This is a genomic window from Dermacoccus nishinomiyaensis (assembly GCF_900447535.1).
In the GTDB taxonomy this organism is placed as follows: Bacteria; Actinomycetota; Actinomycetes; order Actinomycetales; family Dermatophilaceae; genus Dermacoccus; species Dermacoccus nishinomiyaensis.
Window position 1 is genome coordinate 1692155 of the sequence record NZ_UFXX01000001.1, and the last position, 17588, is coordinate 1709742.

Genomic DNA, 17588 nt, shown 5'->3' on the forward strand with positions numbered 1-17588 from the left:
TCATGTATAGCCCTCGCGAGGGGTCGAATGGAGAGTTGACGCACAATTTTTTCTCAGTTCACCGACAGGGAGAGGCTGCAATATGCGAGATCACAGGGGTTTGCTTGTGCGCCCCCCTGCCACACCTGGGCATTCGCAACCTCGATGTGACATTTGTTGACAGGCTCTGGACATGACAAGAACGCAGGCTTTCTGCCTGCGTTCTTGACCTGAGGAGAGCTTTTCCGGCTCGAACCCGCCGGGCGGTGGCTCAGCCGCGAACCCCGTCCGCTCGCTCGGCGGCCTGACGTTCCGTCGCGCGGATCGCCGCGTAGGAGATGCCCGCGCACAGCATGCCGAGCAGCGCGCCGATGATGACATCGCTGAGGTGGTGCATGCCGCGGTACAGGCGCGCGAAGCCGACGCAGAACGGGAAGACGAAGCAGACGACCTGGACGATGCGGCGCGCGAGCACGTTCGGGATGCGCTGTGCGAGCAGCATGATGCTCCAGGACAACGCGAACGACGCCGCGGTGTGCCCGCTCGGAAAGCTGGACGTCGGCGGCGCGTGCGGGTCGAGGCGCTCGACCTCGGGGCGCGGACGGTTGACGATCTTAGTCACCGGCACGAAGACACTCGCCTCGAGGCTGATCGCGAGGACCGGCAGGATGGCGAGCCACCACTTGCGCGTCAGCACGAGGATGACGAGCGCGACGACGACCGACCCGCCGATCGTGAACCACGTGTCGTTGATCGTCGAGACGGTCTTGGAGATCGGGTTGAGCGAGGCGGTGCGCCACCCGGCGACATCCCGCGAGAGCGTGTCCTCGGCCGGGATCTCGTCGAACACGTTCATGATGATCTTGCCGATGGCGATGAGCACCCCGAACGCCACGAGAGCCGGCAAGACAGCGCGCTTCAAGATGGAGACGAGCACCTCCTTGGGCGTCGGGCGGGCTGACGCCTCGCGCCCACCGTCGTGATGGTCGGGGTGAGCGGTGGTCACGAATCCTCCTCGAGGTGGCCCTTCGGCCGATGGCTGAAACCGAGATACGACGCGGACGACAGGCCCAGCGCGAGCAGGACGCCCGCCGTCACGTCGCTCGGGAAGTGGACGCCGAGGAAGATGCGATCGAGCATCGTCAGGACGACGACGAGCACCCCCACCGCCACCGCTGCGGCGCGGATGAGCGGGGGCCAGCGCCACACGAGCGGCCACGCCATGATGAGGCACGTCGTCACCATCATCGCGACGTTGAACGCGTGGCCGCTGGGAAAGCTGTAGCCCGGCGCATGGCTGACGGGGTCGGCGATGACGGGGCGCGCCCGCTCGACGATGAGCTTGACCTGCAGGCCGAGGTTCCAGCCGACGAGCATCGTCACGACGCCCCAGATCGTGCGGGCCCGGAAGCCGCGCAGCCACGTCCAGACGGCGACGGGAATCGCGTAGAGGTAGACCATCGTCGGGTGGAACGCGGACTGCCACCCGATCAATGCGTCCTCGAACCCGGGGTGTGCGCGCGTGACGTCAGTGGCCGCGACGACGACTCGCTCGTCGAGGTCGACGATCGGAGCGAAGTGGCGCGTGACGAGCAGCGCGAGCACCGCGACGGGCAAGCACAGGACGGCCGCTACGACGACACCGCGCAGCAGCCGCGGCCCCACCGCCCGCGCGAGGCTTCTGAACCTCACCGAACCCCGCGATCTCGGCCCTCTCGGCGCTGCGGCAGACATGCCTCATACCGTACTTCGTTCGGTCGCAACACGATCAGCGCTCTTGGGCCGATCTCAGGGGTGGCGGGGTGGGACGTCCCCCGTTGGATCAAGCGGGGCGGGGCCGCGCAGGTCGAGCGGGGCGTGATGGCGAACCGCTCACAGACGGCGCACAGGGGCGCCACGCGGGCAGCAAAGCGCCGGCCGCGAGAGTCGTCGTCATCACCGGGCGCATCGGCGCCGAGACTGCGACGGAGGGATCCGCGATGACCACCACCACACCGACGCGCCTGCTGCGATCGCGCCGCGACGGCCGTCGGGCCCGCGAGCTGGCGGGGGGTGCCACCCCGCACTCCGCGGCGGCACCCCCACGGCGTCAGGACCGGCTGCGGCGCCTCGTGCGCGGCGCCGATGACGACCCTAACTGGGCGCGACCGGCGCTGTTCGCGCTGCTGACGCTGGCCGCCGTCGTGTACGGCTGGAACCTGACGAACTCCGGCTACGCGAACGAGTTCTACGCTGCCGCAGCGAAATCGGCGTCGAAGGACTGGAAGGCGTGGCTGTTCGGTTCGCTCGACTCGAGCAACGCGATCACCGTCGACAAGCCCCCGGCCTCCTTGTGGGTCATGGGGCTGTCCGCGCGGATCTTCGGCTTCTCGTCGTTCTCGCTGCTGCTGCCGCAGGCGCTCATGGGCGTCGGCACCGTCGGCCTGACATACGGCGCGGTGCGCCGCTGGTCGGGGCACGCGGCGGGCCTGCTCGCCGGGTTTATCGTGACGATGACGCCCGTCGCGGCGCTCATGTTCCGCTTCGACAACCCCGACGCGATGCTCGTCCTGCTCATGACGGCGGCCGCGTACTGCGTCGTGCGCGCCATCGAGGTGAGCGGACGTGACGAGCCGACGACGACGCGGCGCGGGCGGGTTCGCTCCGCCTCGGCTACCGCGCTGCGGTGGATGGTCGGCGCGGGACTGCTCATCGGCTTCGCGTTCCTGACGAAGATGCTGCAGGGCCTGCTCGTCCTGCCCGGCCTCGGTCTCGCCTACCTCGTGGCGGCACGCTTCTCGCTGGGCACGCGCATCAAGCACCTCGCGGCGGCGCTCGTCAGCGTCATCGTCGGCGCCGGATGGTTCGTGGCGCTCGTCGCGGCCTGGCCGGCCGGCGCCCGCCCCTACATCGGCGGCTCGACGAACAACTCCGAATGGGAACTCGCGCTCGGCTACAACGGCCTCGGCCGCATCCTCGGCGGCGACGGCAACGCCGGGGGCGGTGGCGGCGCCGGCGGTGGTCGATTCGGTGGCACCGCAGGGCTGTTCCGCATGTTCAACAGCCAGTTCGCCGGCGAGATCTCGTGGTTGCTGCCCGCGTCCCTCGTGCTGCTCGTGGCAGGCCTCGTCGCTCGTCGTCGTGCACCGCGCACCGATCTCGTGCGCGCGTCACTCGTGCTGTGGGGCGGCTGGCTCGTCGTGACGATGCTGTGCCTGTCGTTCATGAAGGGCACCGTGCACTCCTATTACGCCGTGGCGCTCGCGCCGGCCGTCGCCGCGTGCATCGCCGTCGGTGGTCGTGAGGTCTTCGCGCGACGCTCGTCGCTGCTGTGGCGCGTCGTGCTCGGCGCGGCGATCTGCGTCAGCGGTGTCTGGAGCTTCCGGGTGCTGACGACGTCTGCGTCCGGCTGGATGCCGTGGCTCAAGTGGGTCTGCGCGATCGCTGCGGTGCTCGGGGCGATGACGTTCGTCGCCGCGCCGGCATGGGGTGCGCGTGCGCGCCGCGTCGCCGTCACCGGCCTCGTCGTCGGGGTGCTCGGTGGCCTCGGTGGGACGTCGGCGTACACGTTCGCGACGATGGCGAGCGGTCACAACGGCTCGATGCCGACTGCCGGGCCTGCCGTCGCCGGAGCACGCGGCGGCATGGGGTCGATGGGCTCGGCTCCCGGCGGCGCCCAGGGTGCGCCTGGTGGTTCGACGGGTTCTGCTGGCTCGGCTGGTTCTGGGACGACCGGCTCGTCGGGTGCGGCGGGTCAGGCTCCGTCGGGCACCAAGCCGTCGGGTACGGCTCCTTCGGGTGCAGCTCCGTCGAGTGGCAGCTCGGGCTCAGCTTCCGGCGCGGCGTCGAGTGGCGGTTCGGCGGCCTCGTCCGGCTCGTCGAGCGAGGCCGGGGCCTCGGGTTCGACGACGGGGACGCAGCGTTCCCCGAGTTCCGCCGGCGCGCAGGGCGGTTCGACGTCCAACGCGGCGTTGGTGAAGTTGCTCGACGCGACGAACTCGAAGTGGTCCGCGGCCGTCATCGGCGATCAGAGTGCAGCCGGGTACATCCTGAGCAGCGACACGGCCGTCATGTCGATCGGCGGCTGGAGCGGCAGTGACGACAACGTCACGCTCGCGCAGTTCCAGCAGTACGTGAAGAACGGCGACATCACGTACTTCATCGCCGGCGGTGGCATGGGCGGCGGCCCGGGTGGCAACTCCGGCTCGGGCGCGCAGATCACCGCCTGGGTCAAGGCGCACTACAAGGCCACGACGGTCGGTGGCGTCACCGTCTACGACCTGACGAAGGCGACGAGCTGACGCCGGCCCGGCGGCTGCGCGATCCCGAAGCCGCCGGGTGACCGTCTCTCGAATGTGAGCGTCGTCCTGGTCGAACACGAGCGACATGAAGCTCGTTTTCGGCCAGGGCGCTCACATTCGTGGTGCCGAGCTGGGCAAGGCCAGCTCCTGGCCTTGGCCCGGGACGCGGTGGCGCCCTGCCCGCTCGGCCCGCCGTCCTTGTCATACTGACCGGCGTGAGTTCTGCTGCCGCACCGACCGTTTCCTCGTCCACGCCGTCGCGGTTGCGTCCGGCACAGACACTCCTCGTCGGGACGATGCTGTTCGGGTTGTTCTTCGGCGCCGGCAACCTCATCTTTCCCGTGCAGATGGGCCGCGAAGCCGGGTCGCACACCACGCTCGCGACGATCGGGTTCCTCATCACCGCAACGGGCCTGCCCGTCCTCGGCGTCATCGCCTCCGCCCTGTCGGGCACGCGCAACGTCCGCGAACTCGCGGTGCGCGTCGACCCACGCTTCGCCGTCATCTTCACGTGCCTGCTGTACCTGACGATCGGGCCGGCATTCGCGATCCCGCGCACCGCGTCCGTCTCGTACGAGATCGGCCTCGCCGAATCGGTGCCCGCCGGCGCACAGACATGGGCGCTGCTCGCATTCACCGCGATCTTCTTCGCCCTCACCGCGGCCGCGGCGCTGCGTCCCGGCAAGCTGATCGACTGGGTCGGGCGTTACCTCACCCCCGGATTCCTCGTGCTGCTCGGCGCGCTCATCGTCGCCGCCTTCGTGAAACCGATGACGCACGACGTCACCGCCGCCCCCAAGGGCCCGTACGCGGACGGCCCCGTCACCCGCGGCTTCCTCGACGGCTACAACACGATGGACGCCCTCGCCTCCCTCGCGTTCAGCATCGTCATCATCGACGCGGTACGCCGCCTCGGCATCACGAGCCCGCGACGCATCGCCGTCGAGACCGCGAAGAGCGGCATCGTCAGCGTCCTCGGAATGGCGGCCATCTACGCCTCGCTCGCATGGATGGGTGCGACGTCGATCGGCGTCATCACCGCCGACAACGGCGGCACCGCGCTGGCCGGCATCTCCCGACACTTCTTCGGCTCGTTCGGGCAGGTGCTCATCGCCGCGATCGTGCTCGTCGCGTGCCTCAAGACCTCGATCGGCCTCGTCACGGCCTGCGCGGAGATGTTTGCCGAGATGTTCCCCCGCCTCGGGTACCGCGCGTGGGCACTGACGTTCACGGGCGTCTCGTTCGCAGTGTCGAACATCGGCCTCAGCGCCATCATCTCCTGGTCGACGCCGCTGCTCATGTTCCTCTACCCGCTCGCGATCGCGCTCATCCTGCTCGGCCTCGCGTCGCCGTGGCTGAAGGGCCGACGCAGCATCCTCGTCGGTGTCGTCGCGTGCGTCGGCGTCGCCGCGCTCTTCGACCTGCTCGCCGCGCTGCCGTCAGCACCGGCGGGCCGCGACGCTCTCGTCGACGGCGCGCGCACCGTCCTGCCATGGTTCGAGAACGGCTTCGGCTGGGTCGTCCCCGGCCTGCTCGGACTCGTCTGTGGCGCGATCGTCAGCCGGGTGCGGCACGAGGGCTGACGCTGACGCCATACGACGCATGACATGCGACGCCAACCGCCGCGCCGCCGGCTCGGGGCGCACCGCCGTCAGCGTCGATGTTTCACGTGAAACGCCGTCAGCCGACCGTGATGATCCGAAGGCCGACCGCCAGCACGATCGCGTTGTAGAAGAAGCTCAGCGCCGAGTGCACGAGGACGTGCGCGTCGAAGTGACGTTGACGGCCGACGTCGCGAAGACGTACAGCAGGATCAGTTCGCCGAGCAGCATGGTGGCGTGGATGGCTATCCCCGCCCAGATCTTCGCCGTCGTCACCCGCCCAGAGTGGGTGGCGCGCGCCACCGCGCGTACACGAACGTCACTCACCCCTTCCGATGGGTGCTGCCGGGGGATGCTCATCCGTGGAAGGGTGGACGCATGACTCTTGCTCCCGCCCTGCGCCACCACGTCGCCGACCTGCTCGCCGCCGTCAGCCCCGACGCGCCGACCCTGTGCGAGGGATGGACCGCGCGCGACCTCGCCGCCCACCTCGTCATCCGTGATCGCCGCCCGGACGCGATGCCCGGTATCTTCATCCCCGCCTTCGCCGGTCACACCGAGAAGGTGCAGGACGCGCGCTCGAAGAAGCCCTACGCAACCCTCGTCGACGAGGTGCGCAGCGGGCCGGGCAAATTGAGTCCGATGCAGGTGCCGGCCATCAATGAGCGCGTCAACCTCGTCGAGTACGCGACGCACGCCGAAGATGTCCGGCGCGCACAGCCCACCGACGTGCAGGCGACGCTGCCGCCGCTGCCCGAGGGCACCGAGGACGCCGTGTGGTCATCGCTGACCACGATGGGCAAGCTGCTCGTGCGCTCCTCGCCCGTCGGCGTGACGCTGCGCGCCCCGCAGCGCGGCGACGTCGAACTGAAGAAACCGACCGACGCGGGCGCCGTGGTGCTCGCCGGCTCGCCCGTCGACCTCATGATGCACCTCAGCGGTCGCTGCGAGCGCTCGGGCGTCAGGGTCGAAGGCCCTGATGCGGCCGTCGCGGCGTTCTCGAAGACCAAGCTCGGGATGTGACGTGCGGCGCGGGCGACGTCGCAGCCGCCGCGCTGCCGCTCAGTCCGCCGTCACGGTACGCAGGTAGCGGCCGAAGTGCGGCACGGTGAAGGCGATCCGTCCGCGTTCGCCGGAGTACACGAGCCCCTTCTTCATGAGTGAATCCCTCGCGGGAGAGAGTGATTGGGGCTTGCGCCCGAGCACCTCGGCGACGAGAGACGTCGGCACCGATTCGATGTCGTCGAGCCCCGGCGTCTCCCCCGACTCGTCGGCGGCTGCGGCGTCGGCGACACGCTGCGCGGCGTCCGCCATCGCTCGCAGGTACTCGCGCTCACCGGGCGTCGCGCGCTCGTAGCGTGAGCCGAAGAACCCGACACCGAGCTCGGCCTCGGCCTCGGGGACGGCGACCGCCACGTCCTCCACGGTGATCGGCGAGCCGGGCGCGAGATCCCACACCGTCGCGCCGTACGCCTGGATGAAGTAGGGGTAGCCGCCCGTCGCGGCGTACATCGCCTCGAGGGCGTCGTCGGCGAACTCGGCGTCCTCGTCCTGCGCGGGGCCCTGCAGCGCCTTGAACGCGGCATCCCTAGGCAGACGATCGATGCGCGCGTATCGGAACAGCCGCTCCGAATACGACTTCTGCGCCGACAGCACCGCCGGAAGATGCGGCAGGCCGGCACCGACGACGATGACGGGCAGCGAACTCTGCGACATCTCGTGGCACGCCGCGCACAGCGCCGACACGTCCTCGGGGTCGAGATCCTGCATCTCGTCGATGAAGATGGCGACGCCCTTGCCGACGTCCGCCGCGAGGCCGCCGACGTCCGTCAGCAGCTCGACGAGGTCGATCTCGATGTCACCCGAATCCGCACGGCCTGGAACGGCGGGGGCGTCGATGCCCGGGTTCCAGCGATCACGGAGCTTGGCCTTGGGGTCGACGTCGCGCTGCGCGAAGCTCTTGATGACGCCGAGGACGTGGTCGACGTCGTCGTCCTGCGGGTGGCCAAGTTCGCGCACGGCCGTGTGCAGCGCTGACGCCAGAGGTCGGCGCAGGCGCTGATCGGGGCGTGCTTCGAACTTGCCGGTGCCCCAGTGCGCGCGCACTGCGCCCGACCGGAGGGTGTTGAGCAGCACCGTCTTGCCGACGCCGCGCAGGCCGATGAGGACGATCGAACGTTCGGGTCGACCCTTCGCGATGCGGGCGACGACGACGTCGAACGTGCTGATCTGTTCGTCGCGCCCGGCGAGCTCGGGCGGACGCTGGCCGGCACCGGGCGCGTACGGATTGCGGATCGGATCCATGCGCCCACGGTATTGGGCTTTCTACCGTTCACGGCAGATGGACACGCCGCGGCACCATCCCCCAACGTTTCACCAGGTTCTGCCGAGCGACATGCGATTCATGTCACCAGGTTGAGACTGCAGAGACGGACCATCGTTCGAAAGTGTCGAAGGCGTCCGGAACACAGAGGTATCGGTGCCCCACCCCTTGACGAACCTGGGGGAGAATCATGCAAGACATTGGCGGGACCAGCAACGAAAAAACTCATCAAGTCCGGCCTGAGCCTGGCCGAGGAGATCATCAAGCTCATTGCCTTCCTCGGCGGCTGAGCGTCCACCTCACGCACGAGTGCCCGCCTCCTTCGTGAAGACGGGCACTCCGTGTCGTTCGGGCGGCCAGGGGGCCTCAGCGCAGCTGCGTCACCGCGAACTGCATCGGCGGCGAGGCGATGGCCTCCTGGGCGTCGACGAGCAGGATCTCGCGCGAACCGGCGTCGTGAGTGCGCTCCATCACCGCGAAGATCGACGACGCCGTCGCGGCGAGCGCCTCGGCGGGGCTCGACGTCATGAGGCGCGCCACGAAGATCGCGGCTGTCGCGTCACCCGAACCGGCGACGTACATGGGTAGCAGCGGGGTCGTGACGATCCACGCCCCCTCGTCACTGACGACGGCCATCTGCACCGAGTCGGCGGGTGTCTCGTCCGTCTGCACCGAGGTGACGAGCACGACCTTCGGGCCGCGAGCGCGCAGGGCGTCGGCGGCGTCGAGCAGGTCGGTCACCGTCGAGACGGTGCGCCCGACGAGGAACTCCAACTCGAACTGGTTGGGCGTCAGCACGTCCGCGGCGGGCACGACGACGTCCCGCATGAATTCCGGGATGCCCTCGCGCACGTAAAAACCGCGGCCGACGTCGCCCATGACGGGGTCGGCGCAGTACAGCGCGTCGGGGTTGGCGGCCTTGACGCGCGCGACGGCGTCGACGATGACCTCCCCCATCGTCGGGGCGCCCTGGTAGCCGGACAGGACGGCGTCACAGCGCGGCAGCACGCCGCGCTCCTCGATGCCGGTGATGACGTCGCGCACCGTCTCCGGATCGAAGACCGGCCCGCGCCACTCGCCGTAGCCCGTGTGGTTGGAGAAGTGCACGGTGAACACGGGCCACACCTCGTGCCCGAGGCGCTGCAGCGGAAACACGGCCGACGAGTTACCGGCGTGGCCATAGGCCACCGACGACTGGATGGAGAGGATGTTCACCCCGACAGAGTAGCGACGCCGCCGTCAGCACCGAGTCGCCGCACCGTGCTTGCCGCGGGACGAATGCGGACGAAAATCGCAGATGTGGGACTCCTTCTCACCTCATCGTGACGCAGGGAGGTGCACCGCGAAGCTGGGTGCGCTTGGACGACCTGCAGAGCATGCACATTGTGACCATCCGCCCTGGTGTCTGAGCTTTCAAGGACGATGAGATGGTTCACGATTACCATGCAGCCGCAGGACGTCTGCTCGCCTCGGTGGTGCAGAATCCTTCGTTTCAGCCACCGCCCCTCCGTGGGTGCTGAGATCGCCAAGTCCGATGTGCGCCACGCGATGAAGAATGCACACATGTCGCGCATCGGCTTCTTGCACACGTCGCCAGTCCACGTTCTGACTTTCGACAACCTTCTGAGCGAGGTCGCCCCCGAAGCGCACCCCGTGCACGTGGTCGACGAGTCCCTTCTCACTGATGCCCGCGTGAATGGTCCACAGTCGGTCGCTGACCGCGTCGAGTCTCAGCTGCGCAGCCTGAAAGATCGGGGCGTAGAGCTGATCTGTTGCACGTGCTCAACCCTTGGGAGCGTTGCTGAGCAGAGGGAACCGGGAGTGCCGGTCTTCAGAGTGGACCGGCCCATGGCTGCCCGCGCCCTCCAGGCCGGGCGCAGAATCGCCGTCATCGCAGCCCTTGACTCCACTCTCGCGCCCACGCTGGCGCTGCTTGAAGAAGAAGCCAGCGCGGCAGATCACGAAGTTGAGACCACGTCGATCGTGGCGAAGGGCGCCTGGGACATGTTCGAAGCCGGGGACCAGGTGGGATACGTCGAATGCATCGCACGAACCGCCCGGGCCGCGGCGACGACCGCAGATGTCGTCATCTTGGCTCAAGCCAGCATGGCCCCGGCGGAAGCGTTGCTCACCGACCTGCCCACCCCTGTCTTCAGCTCACCACGTCCCGCAGTGGAGTACCTCGCTGCCCGGCAGTAGCTCGTAGCGGGGAGCGCCAGCGTCGGATTTGTGAGCCGGATGGTCGTGCTCACAGATTCGTTGAGCTACACCTCAACATCTCGTTCTGGCACCTGACCGCTGCTCTAGCAGAAACGGTGGGTTGAGCCACCTGCTCGCCTCGGTGGTGCAGAACCCTTCGTTTGAGCTACGCCTAGCGGTAGGCGCTTCAGGACAGGGTCAGGAACAGCTTCTCCAACGTCTTCGCGTCCTCGCCCTCGACACTGCCCTTCGTCGCCAGGCATTGCTGCAGGCCCGAGGAGAGGATCGCGAAACCGGCGCGATCGAGAGCGCGACTTGTCGCCGCGAGCTGGGTGACGACGCTCTGGCAATCGCCGCCCTCTTCGATGAGGCGGATGACACCCCCCAGCTGACCCTGGGCGCGCTTGAGCCGGTTGACCACCGGAGCCATGTCGTCGGCAGAGAGTTCCACACCGATGCCTTTCCACTCGAACTGCGATGAAGCCCCCACCCTACTTGATACCCCCGGGGGTATGCGAGTACGGTGGCGACAGATACCCCCGGGGGTATATTTCCAGCCCAGTACGCACGAGGAGAACGCCATGGCCACGATCATCCCCATCGACACGAAGACGCTCGGCGATCGTTCCTACCTGGCCCACGACGGTGAGGTCGCTCTCGTCGTCGACCCGCAGCGTGACATCGACCGCGTCATCGATCTCGCCGAGCGTGAAGGGGTGCGGATCACTCATGTGTTCGAGACGCACATTCACAACGACTACGTCACCGGCGGCCGCGCGCTGGCCGACGCGACGGGCGCCGCGTACCACGTCAACGTGGCCGACCCGGTGCGTTTCGAACGCGTCGGAGTGGACGACGGTGACGTCATCACGGTCTCGCCCGCGCTTGCGGTCACCGTCATGGCGACCCCCGGACACACGTTCACGCACCTGTCGTACGCGCTCGATTCGCACGACGAGCGGGTGGGCATCTTCTCCGGCGGCTCCCTGCTGTTCGGCTCGACGGGCCGCCCCGACCTGCTCGGCCCCGAGCACACCGACCCTCTGGTGCACCACCAGTACGCCTCGGCGCACCGCATCGCCGATGAGGTGCCCGACGACGCCGCGGTTCTGCCCACCCACGGATTCGGCAGCTTCTGCTCGGCGACCCAGTCGGACGCCGACTCCTCGACCATCGGGGCGGAGAAGCGCACCAACCCCGCTTTGATGGAGGACGAGCAGACCTGGGTCGAACAGATTCTCGCCGGGCTCGAGGCATGGCCCGCCTACTACGCCCACATGGGCCCGGCCAACCTCGACGCGCCCGCCACGGCCCCCGACCTCAGCGAGCCCGCCGCGGCTGACGCCGATGCTATCCGCGCCGCACTCGAGGCCGGCGAATGGGTCGTCGACCTGCGCAACCGGCAGGCGTACGCGAAGGGCCACGTCAAGCAGGCCCTCAACTTCGGCATCGACGGCCAGTTCGCCACCTACCTCGGGTGGCTCATCCCGTGGGGCACGCCACTGACCCTCTTGGGCGACAGCCGCGAGCAGGTCGCTGAGGCGCAGCGTGAGCTCGTGCGCATCGGCATCGAACGCCCCCAGGCCGCCGCCACCGGCACACCGCAGGACTGGACGAGTGGTGAACTCGGTTCGTTCGAGCGCGCCACGTTCGCCGACCTCGCGCAGGTGCGTCACCACCGTGACGTCGTCGTCCTCGACGTGCGACGCGACAGCGAGTACGCGAGCGGCCACATCGACGGTGCGATCAACGTGCCGCTGCACGAGATCATCACCCGCGTCGGCGAGGTGCGCGCCGGCGAGGTGTGGGTGCACTGCGCTGGTGGGTACCGCGCCTCGATCGCGGCGTCCGTGCTCGACGCCGCCGGGCGTCACGTCGTCGCCGTCGACGACGCGTTCGACAACGCCCGCGAGACGTCGCTGGCCATCGTCGACGGCAGCGAGGCCTGAGCGTCATGCTCATCGCCGTCGTCGCCGGAATCGTCGTCGGCCTGCTCGTCGGCGGGCTCGGCGGCGGGGGCGCCATCCTCACGGTGCCCGTCCTCGTCTACGCGCTCGACAAGAGCCCGCACGAGGCGACGACGAATTCGCTCGTCATCGTCGGCATCAGCTCCCTCGTCGGCCTGTGGAGCCACCACCGCGCCGGCACTGTGCAGTGGGGCCAGGGCGCGCTCTTCGGACTCGTCGGCATCGGCGGCGCCTACCTCGGCACCCGGGCCTCGCGCGGCGTCGACGGCAATCTACTGCTCACTCTGTTCGCGGCGCTGCTCGTCGTCGTCGCCACGGTGATGATCATGCGGGCACGACGCGAACGCGACAACACCGCCTGCGTGCCGAGACCGTTGCGCGACGAGAACGGGGGGCACACCTTCGCCCTGGTCAAGGTGGCCCTGGCTGGTACCGGCGTCGGCCTGCTCACCGGCTTCTTCGGCGTCGGCGGCGGGTTCGCCGTCGTTCCCGCCCTCACCTTGGCCCTCGGGTACTGCATGCCGTATGCGGTGGGCACGTCCCTGCTCGTCGTCGTCATCAACAGCGCCACCTCGTTGCTGTTCCACTCTGCTGACGGCGCGGATCTAGAATGGGATGTCGTGGTGCCGTTCGCCGCCACCGCCGTCATCGGAGCCGCGCTCGGCGGCCGGCTCGCCCAGCGCATCCCGAAGAGGATGCTGCAGCTCGGGTTTGCCGTCTTCTTGATGTGCGTCGCCGCGTACACCGCGTGGCGCGCCCTGCCCCAACTCCTGTGACCCTCGCGTCCGATCCCCGATCCCCCGGCGACCGCTGGTCGCAGCCGCCGATCCACCACTCAAGGAGATTTCTCATGGCCCTGGCAAACCGCCTCACCCCCGCCGAGCTCGCTGACGCCGTCACGGCCGGCGATACACTGCTGCTCGACGTGCGCACCCCCGCTGAGTACGGCACGGCGCGCATCCCCGGTTCGATCAACGTGCCGGTCGATCTGATCGAGAAGAACGCCACCGCGATCGGCGCCGGCATCAACCGCGACGCCGTCCTCATCTGTCGCATGGGCCCACGCGCCGAACGCGCCGAACAGGCCCTGGCCAAGGTCGGGGTGCCGCACACGAGCGTCCTCGTCGGCGGTTTCGAGGCCTGGCGCGACGCCGGTCATGACGTCGAGTTCGGCCAGGCCCGCTGGGATCTGGAGCGTCAGGTGCGCCTCGTCGCCGGTTCGCTCGTGGCCACGGGCGTACTCGCCAGCACCGTCGTACCGAAGGCGAAGTGGCTGTCCGGTGCTGTGGGCGGCGGCCTGATGTTCGCCGCGCTGTCGAACACCTGCGCCATGGGCACCATGCTCTCGAAACTGCCTTACAACCGCAGCACGGGCACTCCGAGCGTCTCCGGTGTTCGCAAACAACTCTCATGAGACGCGCCACGCACCGCGTCGCAACTACCCCGAAGGGGCATCCATGAAGGAAACCCTGTTCCACTCCATCGTCACCATCATCGAGCCGAGTGGCACTCACGCCCATCAACTGCTGTGGCCCCCGTCGGGGGCGGCGCGGCACCGTTGATGGAAGCACACCGCCCTGAAGCTGATGTGATGCCCCGAGGCGTGGCCTGGATCAAGTCGCCCGCGGCCGACGTCGACCCCCAGAAGCGAGCAGTGATCCCGGAAAGCGGCGCTCAGGTGGGGTAGGACACCCAAGCCGTCGTCTCCGGCCTACAACTCCACCTGGACAGCGTCGAGGTGATGATCAGCGCCCTCGAGTAGGTAGCAGCCGTCCTCGAGATCCCCGCCGAAATGGGCGGGGCGTCATGAAACGACGTCAGGGTCTGTCGCATTGAAGAAGAAATTCCAAAGGAGGAATGGGTGCGACGACGTGAACTTCGAGCAACCATCACACTGTGCGGAAAGGACCGACTTGTACGATCTCCTGGCCGTTGATGGTGACTGCTGTACCTCAGCCATTCACGCCCACCTGGCCGAGGAGGGATGTGGTGCAGCCACTGACCCAGCTCAGCGGGGGCACGGTGATGGTTCCATTCACCGGTGCGGGAATCGCGACCTGAAGCTTGGCGAAGTAGCGATAGTACGTGGCGCCGTTGTAGGAGTAGGTTTTCGAGTCTTGCTGCACCGCGGACCCGTTTCCTGTTGTTGTGCGCGACGGATGTTCCTGGCGCAGCTCAAACGACGGACTCTGCTCGACGCTCCGCACTGGGCAATCAGCCATGGCGAACGGCTAGATGTGGCGGCCAGGCAGCGAATCATGTGGCTCAAACGAAGGTTTGTGCACGATCAACTCCGTGCCGTGGCGTGCATCTGGGGTGGGTGGTGTGCATGCACACTCGCCGCGAGTGGGGGTGTTCTCCAAACCCCAGTGTCGGCCGGTGGTAGCCGACACGTGTTGGTAGCGTCGCAGCTGAATCGCCCCGGGTTTGTTAGAGGCTCGTAAGTGCCGTCCCGGCGGGCGCCGGCACGGGGTTCTCATGATGGTAGACGTCCTCGAACTCGACCGGAGGGACCAGCCTGATCTCGCCGTGCACACGACGATGGTTGAACCAGTCGATGTACTCCGCGACCGCGATCTCCAGGTCCTCGATGGACTTGAATGGCCCCTTGTTCCGGATCAGCTCCGCCTTGAACAGCGAGTTGAACGCCTCCGCGAGGGCATTGTCATACGAGTCCCCCGTCGAGCCGACTGAGGCGACTGCGCCGGCCTCGGCCAGCCGCTGGGTGTATCGCACGGCGACGTACTGGACTCCTTTATCGCTGTGATGCCGTAGCCCGGCCACGTCTTGGCCTGCGCGCTGACGCGTCCAGAACGCCATCTCCAACGCGTCCAGGGCCAGGTCCGTGCGCAGCGACTTCGACAGCTGCCAGCCCAGCACCCGTCGGGAGAACACGTCGATGATGAACGCGGCGTACACCCATCCGCTGAAAGTGCGGCAGTAGGTGATGTCAGCGACCCACAGCTGGTTCGGAGCCGCCGCGGTGAAGTCTCGCTGGACCAGGTCTTGACGCTCATCCGGGCCGCGGCCTGGGACCGTGGTCCTCGGTCCCTTCGCGCGGCTGATCCCGCGCAGGCCTGCGGCTCGCATGAGCCGCTCCACCGTGCACCTGGCCACCTGCAGGCCCTCCCTCCGCAGTTGCGCGTGGACCTTCCGGGCCCCGTAGACCCCGTAGTTGGCCTCATGCACCCGCCGGATTTCCACGAGCACCTGCTCATCGCGCAGGCTGCGCACTGAAGGAGTGCGCGTCTTGGCCGCGTAGTACGTGCTCGGTGCGATCTGTGTGCCTGCCGCGGACAGCGTGGCGCAGATCGGCTCGACACCGAACTCGTGCTTGTGTTCGTCGATGTAGTCCACGATCAGCGCTGTGGGCGGTCGAGCTCCGCCGCGAAGAAAGCCGACGCCGAGCGCAGGATCGCGTTCGCCCGCCGTAGTTCACGGTTCTCCTTCTCCAGCTCGGCCACCCGGGCGGCTTCGCTGGTCGTGATTCCGGGGCGGTGGCCGTGGTCGATCTCGGCTTGGCGGACCCAGTTGCGCAGCGTCTCGGGATTGATCCCGAGCTGTTCTCCTACGCGGCGGAATGCTCCGGTCCTCGTGGCGGGGTCTTGACGGGCTTCCAGCGTCATCCGCGTGGCGCGTTCGCGGAGCTCGTCGGGGTACTTCCGTGGTGCGGGCATGCTCTGCATCCTTCCGTTGGATCAGAGCCTCCACCAGACCCGGAGCGATTCAATCCACGTGGCACGTTCTAACCGTCGCGCTTGGAACCAACATCCTCACGCTGCGCCAACTAGACGTCGGGGCTTGAGCGCGCTGCCCGTCGTCCCAGCGGGCCCGCATGCTAGGCCGGGCTCGATGCCGCCCCATCCAGTCGGCCTGCCACTTCGAACAAGAAGGTGATTCATTCGTCGAACTGGGACGCCACAATGGATGGCATGAGTGCCCCTGCCGCGTCGATCTCGTTGTTGCTCGAGGCAGTGGCACGGGGTGAGGCAGCAGGCTTCGAGAGGCTGTACGACCTGTCGGTCTCTCGGGTCTACGGTGTGGTGTTACGTGTGCTTCGCGATCCCGCGTTGGCGCAAGAGACAACGCAAGAGGTCTTTCTCGAGGTGTGGCGCAAGGCAGCCTCCTTCGACGGTTCTCGCTCGAGCGGGTGGGGCTGGCTGCTCGCTATCGCTCACCGACGCGCTGTCGACGTGGTGCGTTCGAATGAGGCGTCGCGCGCACGAGATGGCGTCTACGCCCAAGACCTTGAGCGCGCAATTGTTCCCGGGCCCGAGGATGAGACCGTGGCCCGCGCCGAGCGACTCCGGGTACGCGAGTGCATGCAGAGCTTGACTCAGTTGCAGCGCCACGCGCTCGAGATGGCGTACTGGGATGGGCTGACTCACACGCAGATCGCACACGAGCTGGGGGCTGCTTTGGGCACGGTGAAGTCACGTCTACGTGATGGCGTCCGTGCCTTGAAACGCTGCCTGGAACCTGCCGGGAAGGAAGGGTCATGAGTTCGGATGAGCATGCGATGCTCGAACTGTACGTTCTTGACGCGGTGGACGAGATGGAACGTCGGCGCTTCGACAAGCACCTGCGTGCCTGTTCCACATGCCGCCAACAGCGGGACTCGATGCGCGAGGTGCTCGCTGATCTGAGTCGCATGGTGGCGATGCCCGCGCCACCGCAGCTGCGAGAGCAAGTTCTCGCGATGGCCCGATCGACGCCGCAGCACGGCAGTATTGCGCGGGTTGAGGAGGCGATGGATGCTGGTAGGCACCCATCTCACCTGCTACGGCGGCGCGGTGTGTTGGCGGCGGCCGCGGCAATCGTGCTTGCGGCTGCAGGCGCCGGCACGTGGGAAGCCACCCATTCATCGCCCTCGCCTCCTTCGGCCGCCGCGATCCTGGATGATCCCAAAGCGGAGCACGCCCGGGCGATCTACCGTGGTTCGGTGGTCACCGTCGCGCGAAGAAACGGGCGGGCCGCGGTGCGGTTCGTGCCAGCCCCACCGCAGGTGCCTGGGCGTGTCTACACGGCTTGGTCAGCAGACGGCTCCGGCGCGCTCCGGAACGCGGGACAGCTACCTTCGACGAGCGGAGCCACGACGATCATGCTCGACGGCGACGTCGGCGCCGCGCGAGCTGTGGCCTTCACCACGGAGAGGGCGGGGACGCGCCCGACGCAACCCTCCACTCCGGCCTTGTTCACCGTGCACTTGGACTAAATCGATCGTGACGTGGATGGAGCC

Annotated in this window: 17 protein-coding genes and 1 other annotated feature; of the genes, 9 read left to right on the top strand and 8 right to left on the bottom strand. The window is 67.9% G+C overall.

Annotated features, from left to right (window positions below; genetic code table 11):
• Nucleotides 1–250: 250 nt before the first annotated feature.
• Both DYE07_RS07850 and DYE07_RS07855 read right to left on the bottom strand, forming a co-directional pair.
• The gene (locus tag DYE07_RS07850) at nt 251–985 is read right to left on the bottom strand and encodes a phosphatase PAP2 family protein (protein WP_115296703.1); all 735 of its coding nucleotides are present in this window, start codon (nt 983–985) and stop codon (nt 251–253) included.
• Nucleotides 982–1671, bottom strand: a complete 690-nt coding sequence (locus DYE07_RS07855; protein WP_237723852.1) for a phosphatase PAP2 family protein — start codon at nt 1669–1671, stop codon at nt 982–984. The genes DYE07_RS07850 and DYE07_RS07855 overlap by 4 nt, the downstream gene beginning before the upstream one ends.
• A gap of 287 nt (nt 1672–1958) precedes the next feature.
• Here DYE07_RS07855 and DYE07_RS07860 point away from each other — a divergent pair, with 287 nt between their 5' ends.
• Both DYE07_RS07860 and brnQ read left to right on the top strand, forming a co-directional pair.
• Nucleotides 1959–4259 carry an ArnT family glycosyltransferase gene (locus DYE07_RS07860; RefSeq protein WP_115296705.1) on the top strand — a complete coding sequence of 767 codons (2301 nt, stop codon included), beginning with the start codon at nt 1959–1961 and terminating at the stop codon, nt 4257–4259.
• A 215-nt stretch (nt 4260–4474) separates the two neighbouring features.
• Nucleotides 4475–5842, top strand: coding sequence for a branched-chain amino acid transport system II carrier protein (gene brnQ / locus DYE07_RS07865; protein WP_115296706.1), 1368 nt, complete (start codon nt 4475–4477; stop codon nt 5840–5842).
• Between the two features lie 156 nt (nt 5843–5998).
• Here the strand turns inward: brnQ and DYE07_RS14720 are convergent, their stop codons facing one another.
• Nucleotides 5999–6136 (bottom strand): hypothetical protein, encoded by a 138-nt coding sequence (locus DYE07_RS14720; protein WP_156444882.1) that lies wholly within the window; start codon nt 6134–6136, stop codon nt 5999–6001.
• A 102-nt stretch (nt 6137–6238) separates the two neighbouring features.
• Between DYE07_RS14720 and DYE07_RS07870 the strand changes: the two genes are divergently transcribed.
• Nucleotides 6239–6883: a TIGR03085 family metal-binding protein gene (locus DYE07_RS07870; protein WP_147286903.1), complete on the top strand. Its 645-nt coding sequence runs from the start codon at nt 6239–6241 to the stop codon at nt 6881–6883.
• A 39-nt stretch (nt 6884–6922) separates the two neighbouring features.
• Here the strand turns inward: DYE07_RS07870 and DYE07_RS07875 are convergent, their stop codons facing one another.
• Together DYE07_RS07875 and pdxY are read right to left on the bottom strand one after the other, a co-directional pair.
• Nucleotides 6923–8164: an ATP-binding protein gene (locus DYE07_RS07875; protein ID WP_062256106.1), complete on the bottom strand. Its 1242-nt coding sequence runs from the start codon at nt 8162–8164 to the stop codon at nt 6923–6925.
• A 385-nt stretch (nt 8165–8549) separates the two neighbouring features.
• Complete coding sequence (gene pdxY / locus DYE07_RS07880) at nt 8550–9398, bottom strand: pyridoxal kinase PdxY (RefSeq protein ID WP_006943528.1); 849 nt, start codon at nt 9396–9398, stop codon at nt 8550–8552.
• Between the two features lie 294 nt (nt 9399–9692).
• On the opposite strand from pdxY, the gene DYE07_RS07885 reads away from it, so the two are divergent.
• Entirely contained in the window at nt 9693–10382 is a 690-nt protein-coding gene (locus tag DYE07_RS07885) for an aspartate/glutamate racemase family protein (protein ID WP_202775040.1), read from the top strand.
• Between the two features lie 187 nt (nt 10383–10569).
• On the opposite strand, the gene DYE07_RS07890 is transcribed toward DYE07_RS07885, so the two are convergent.
• Nucleotides 10570–10833 carry a metal-sensitive transcriptional regulator gene (locus DYE07_RS07890; protein WP_006943555.1) on the bottom strand — a complete coding sequence of 88 codons (264 nt, stop codon included), beginning with the start codon at nt 10831–10833 and terminating at the stop codon, nt 10570–10572.
• A gap of 130 nt (nt 10834–10963) precedes the next feature.
• On the opposite strand from DYE07_RS07890, the gene DYE07_RS07895 reads away from it, so the two are divergent.
• The 3 genes from DYE07_RS07895 (at nt 10964) to DYE07_RS07905 (ending at nt 13763) form a co-directional block, all read left to right on the top strand.
• A complete protein-coding gene (locus tag DYE07_RS07895; protein WP_115296708.1) occupies nt 10964–12331 on the top strand; it encodes an MBL fold metallo-hydrolase in 1368 nt (455 codons plus the stop codon).
• Nucleotides 12332–12336: 5 nt separating this feature from the next.
• Nucleotides 12337–13125 (top strand): sulfite exporter TauE/SafE family protein, encoded by a 789-nt coding sequence (locus DYE07_RS07900; RefSeq protein WP_115296709.1) that lies wholly within the window; start codon nt 12337–12339, stop codon nt 13123–13125.
• A gap of 74 nt (nt 13126–13199) precedes the next feature.
• Entirely contained in the window at nt 13200–13763 is a 564-nt protein-coding gene (locus DYE07_RS07905) for a rhodanese-like domain-containing protein (RefSeq protein ID WP_115296710.1), read from the top strand.
• Between the two features lie 538 nt (nt 13764–14301).
• Here DYE07_RS07905 and DYE07_RS14505 read toward each other — a convergent pair.
• Nucleotides 14302–14571, bottom strand: coding sequence for a hypothetical protein (locus DYE07_RS14505; protein WP_144708514.1), 270 nt, complete (start codon nt 14569–14571; stop codon nt 14302–14304).
• 208 nt (nt 14572–14779) lie between these two features.
• Nucleotides 14780–16026, bottom strand: a protein-coding gene (locus DYE07_RS07910) for an IS3 family transposase (protein ID WP_115297116.1) whose coding sequence is annotated in 2 segments (ribosomal slippage) — nt 14780–15747 and nt 15747–16026 — 1248 coding nt in all. Because the reading frame shifts where the segments join, the coding sequence is not laid out codon by codon here.
• Nucleotides 15620–15748: a sequence feature (AL1L pseudoknot), on the bottom strand. Its footprint overlaps the gene before it by 129 nt.
• Before the next feature lie 255 nt (nt 16027–16281).
• On the opposite strand from DYE07_RS07910, the gene DYE07_RS07915 reads away from it, so the two are divergent.
• Nucleotides 16282–16851: a sigma-70 family RNA polymerase sigma factor gene (locus tag DYE07_RS07915; RefSeq protein ID WP_083607348.1), complete on the top strand. Its 570-nt coding sequence runs from the start codon at nt 16282–16284 to the stop codon at nt 16849–16851.
• Nucleotides 16848–17564, top strand: a complete 717-nt coding sequence (locus tag DYE07_RS07920) for an anti-sigma factor (RefSeq protein WP_115297117.1) — start codon at nt 16848–16850, stop codon at nt 17562–17564. The genes DYE07_RS07915 and DYE07_RS07920 overlap by 4 nt, the downstream gene beginning before the upstream one ends.
• The last annotated feature ends 24 nt before the right edge of the window (nt 17565–17588 follow it).

What these genes read in the sequence shown, in the direction of transcription:
- DYE07_RS07860 (WP_115296705.1), top strand. Translation starts at nt 1,959, where the DNA reads ATGACCACCACCACACCGACGCGCCTGCTGCGATCGCGCCGCGACGGC.
- DYE07_RS07870 (WP_147286903.1), top strand. Translation starts at nt 6,239, where the DNA reads ATGACTCTTGCTCCCGCCCTGCGCCACCACGTCGCCGACCTGCTCGCC.
- DYE07_RS07875 (WP_062256106.1), bottom strand. Translation starts at nt 8,164, where the DNA reads ATGGATCCGATCCGCAATCCGTACGCGCCCGGTGCCGGCCAGCGTCCG.
- DYE07_RS07895 (WP_115296708.1), top strand. Translation starts at nt 10,964, where the DNA reads ATGGCCACGATCATCCCCATCGACACGAAGACGCTCGGCGATCGTTCC.
- DYE07_RS07900 (WP_115296709.1), top strand. Translation starts at nt 12,337, where the DNA reads ATGCTCATCGCCGTCGTCGCCGGAATCGTCGTCGGCCTGCTCGTCGGC.
- DYE07_RS07905 (WP_115296710.1), top strand. Translation starts at nt 13,200, where the DNA reads ATGGCCCTGGCAAACCGCCTCACCCCCGCCGAGCTCGCTGACGCCGTC.
- DYE07_RS14505 (WP_144708514.1), bottom strand. Translation starts at nt 14,571, where the DNA reads ATGGCTGATTGCCCAGTGCGGAGCGTCGAGCAGAGTCCGTCGTTTGAG.
- DYE07_RS07915 (WP_083607348.1), top strand. Translation starts at nt 16,282, where the DNA reads ATGAGTGCCCCTGCCGCGTCGATCTCGTTGTTGCTCGAGGCAGTGGCA.
- DYE07_RS07920 (WP_115297117.1), top strand. Translation starts at nt 16,848, where the DNA reads ATGAGTTCGGATGAGCATGCGATGCTCGAACTGTACGTTCTTGACGCG.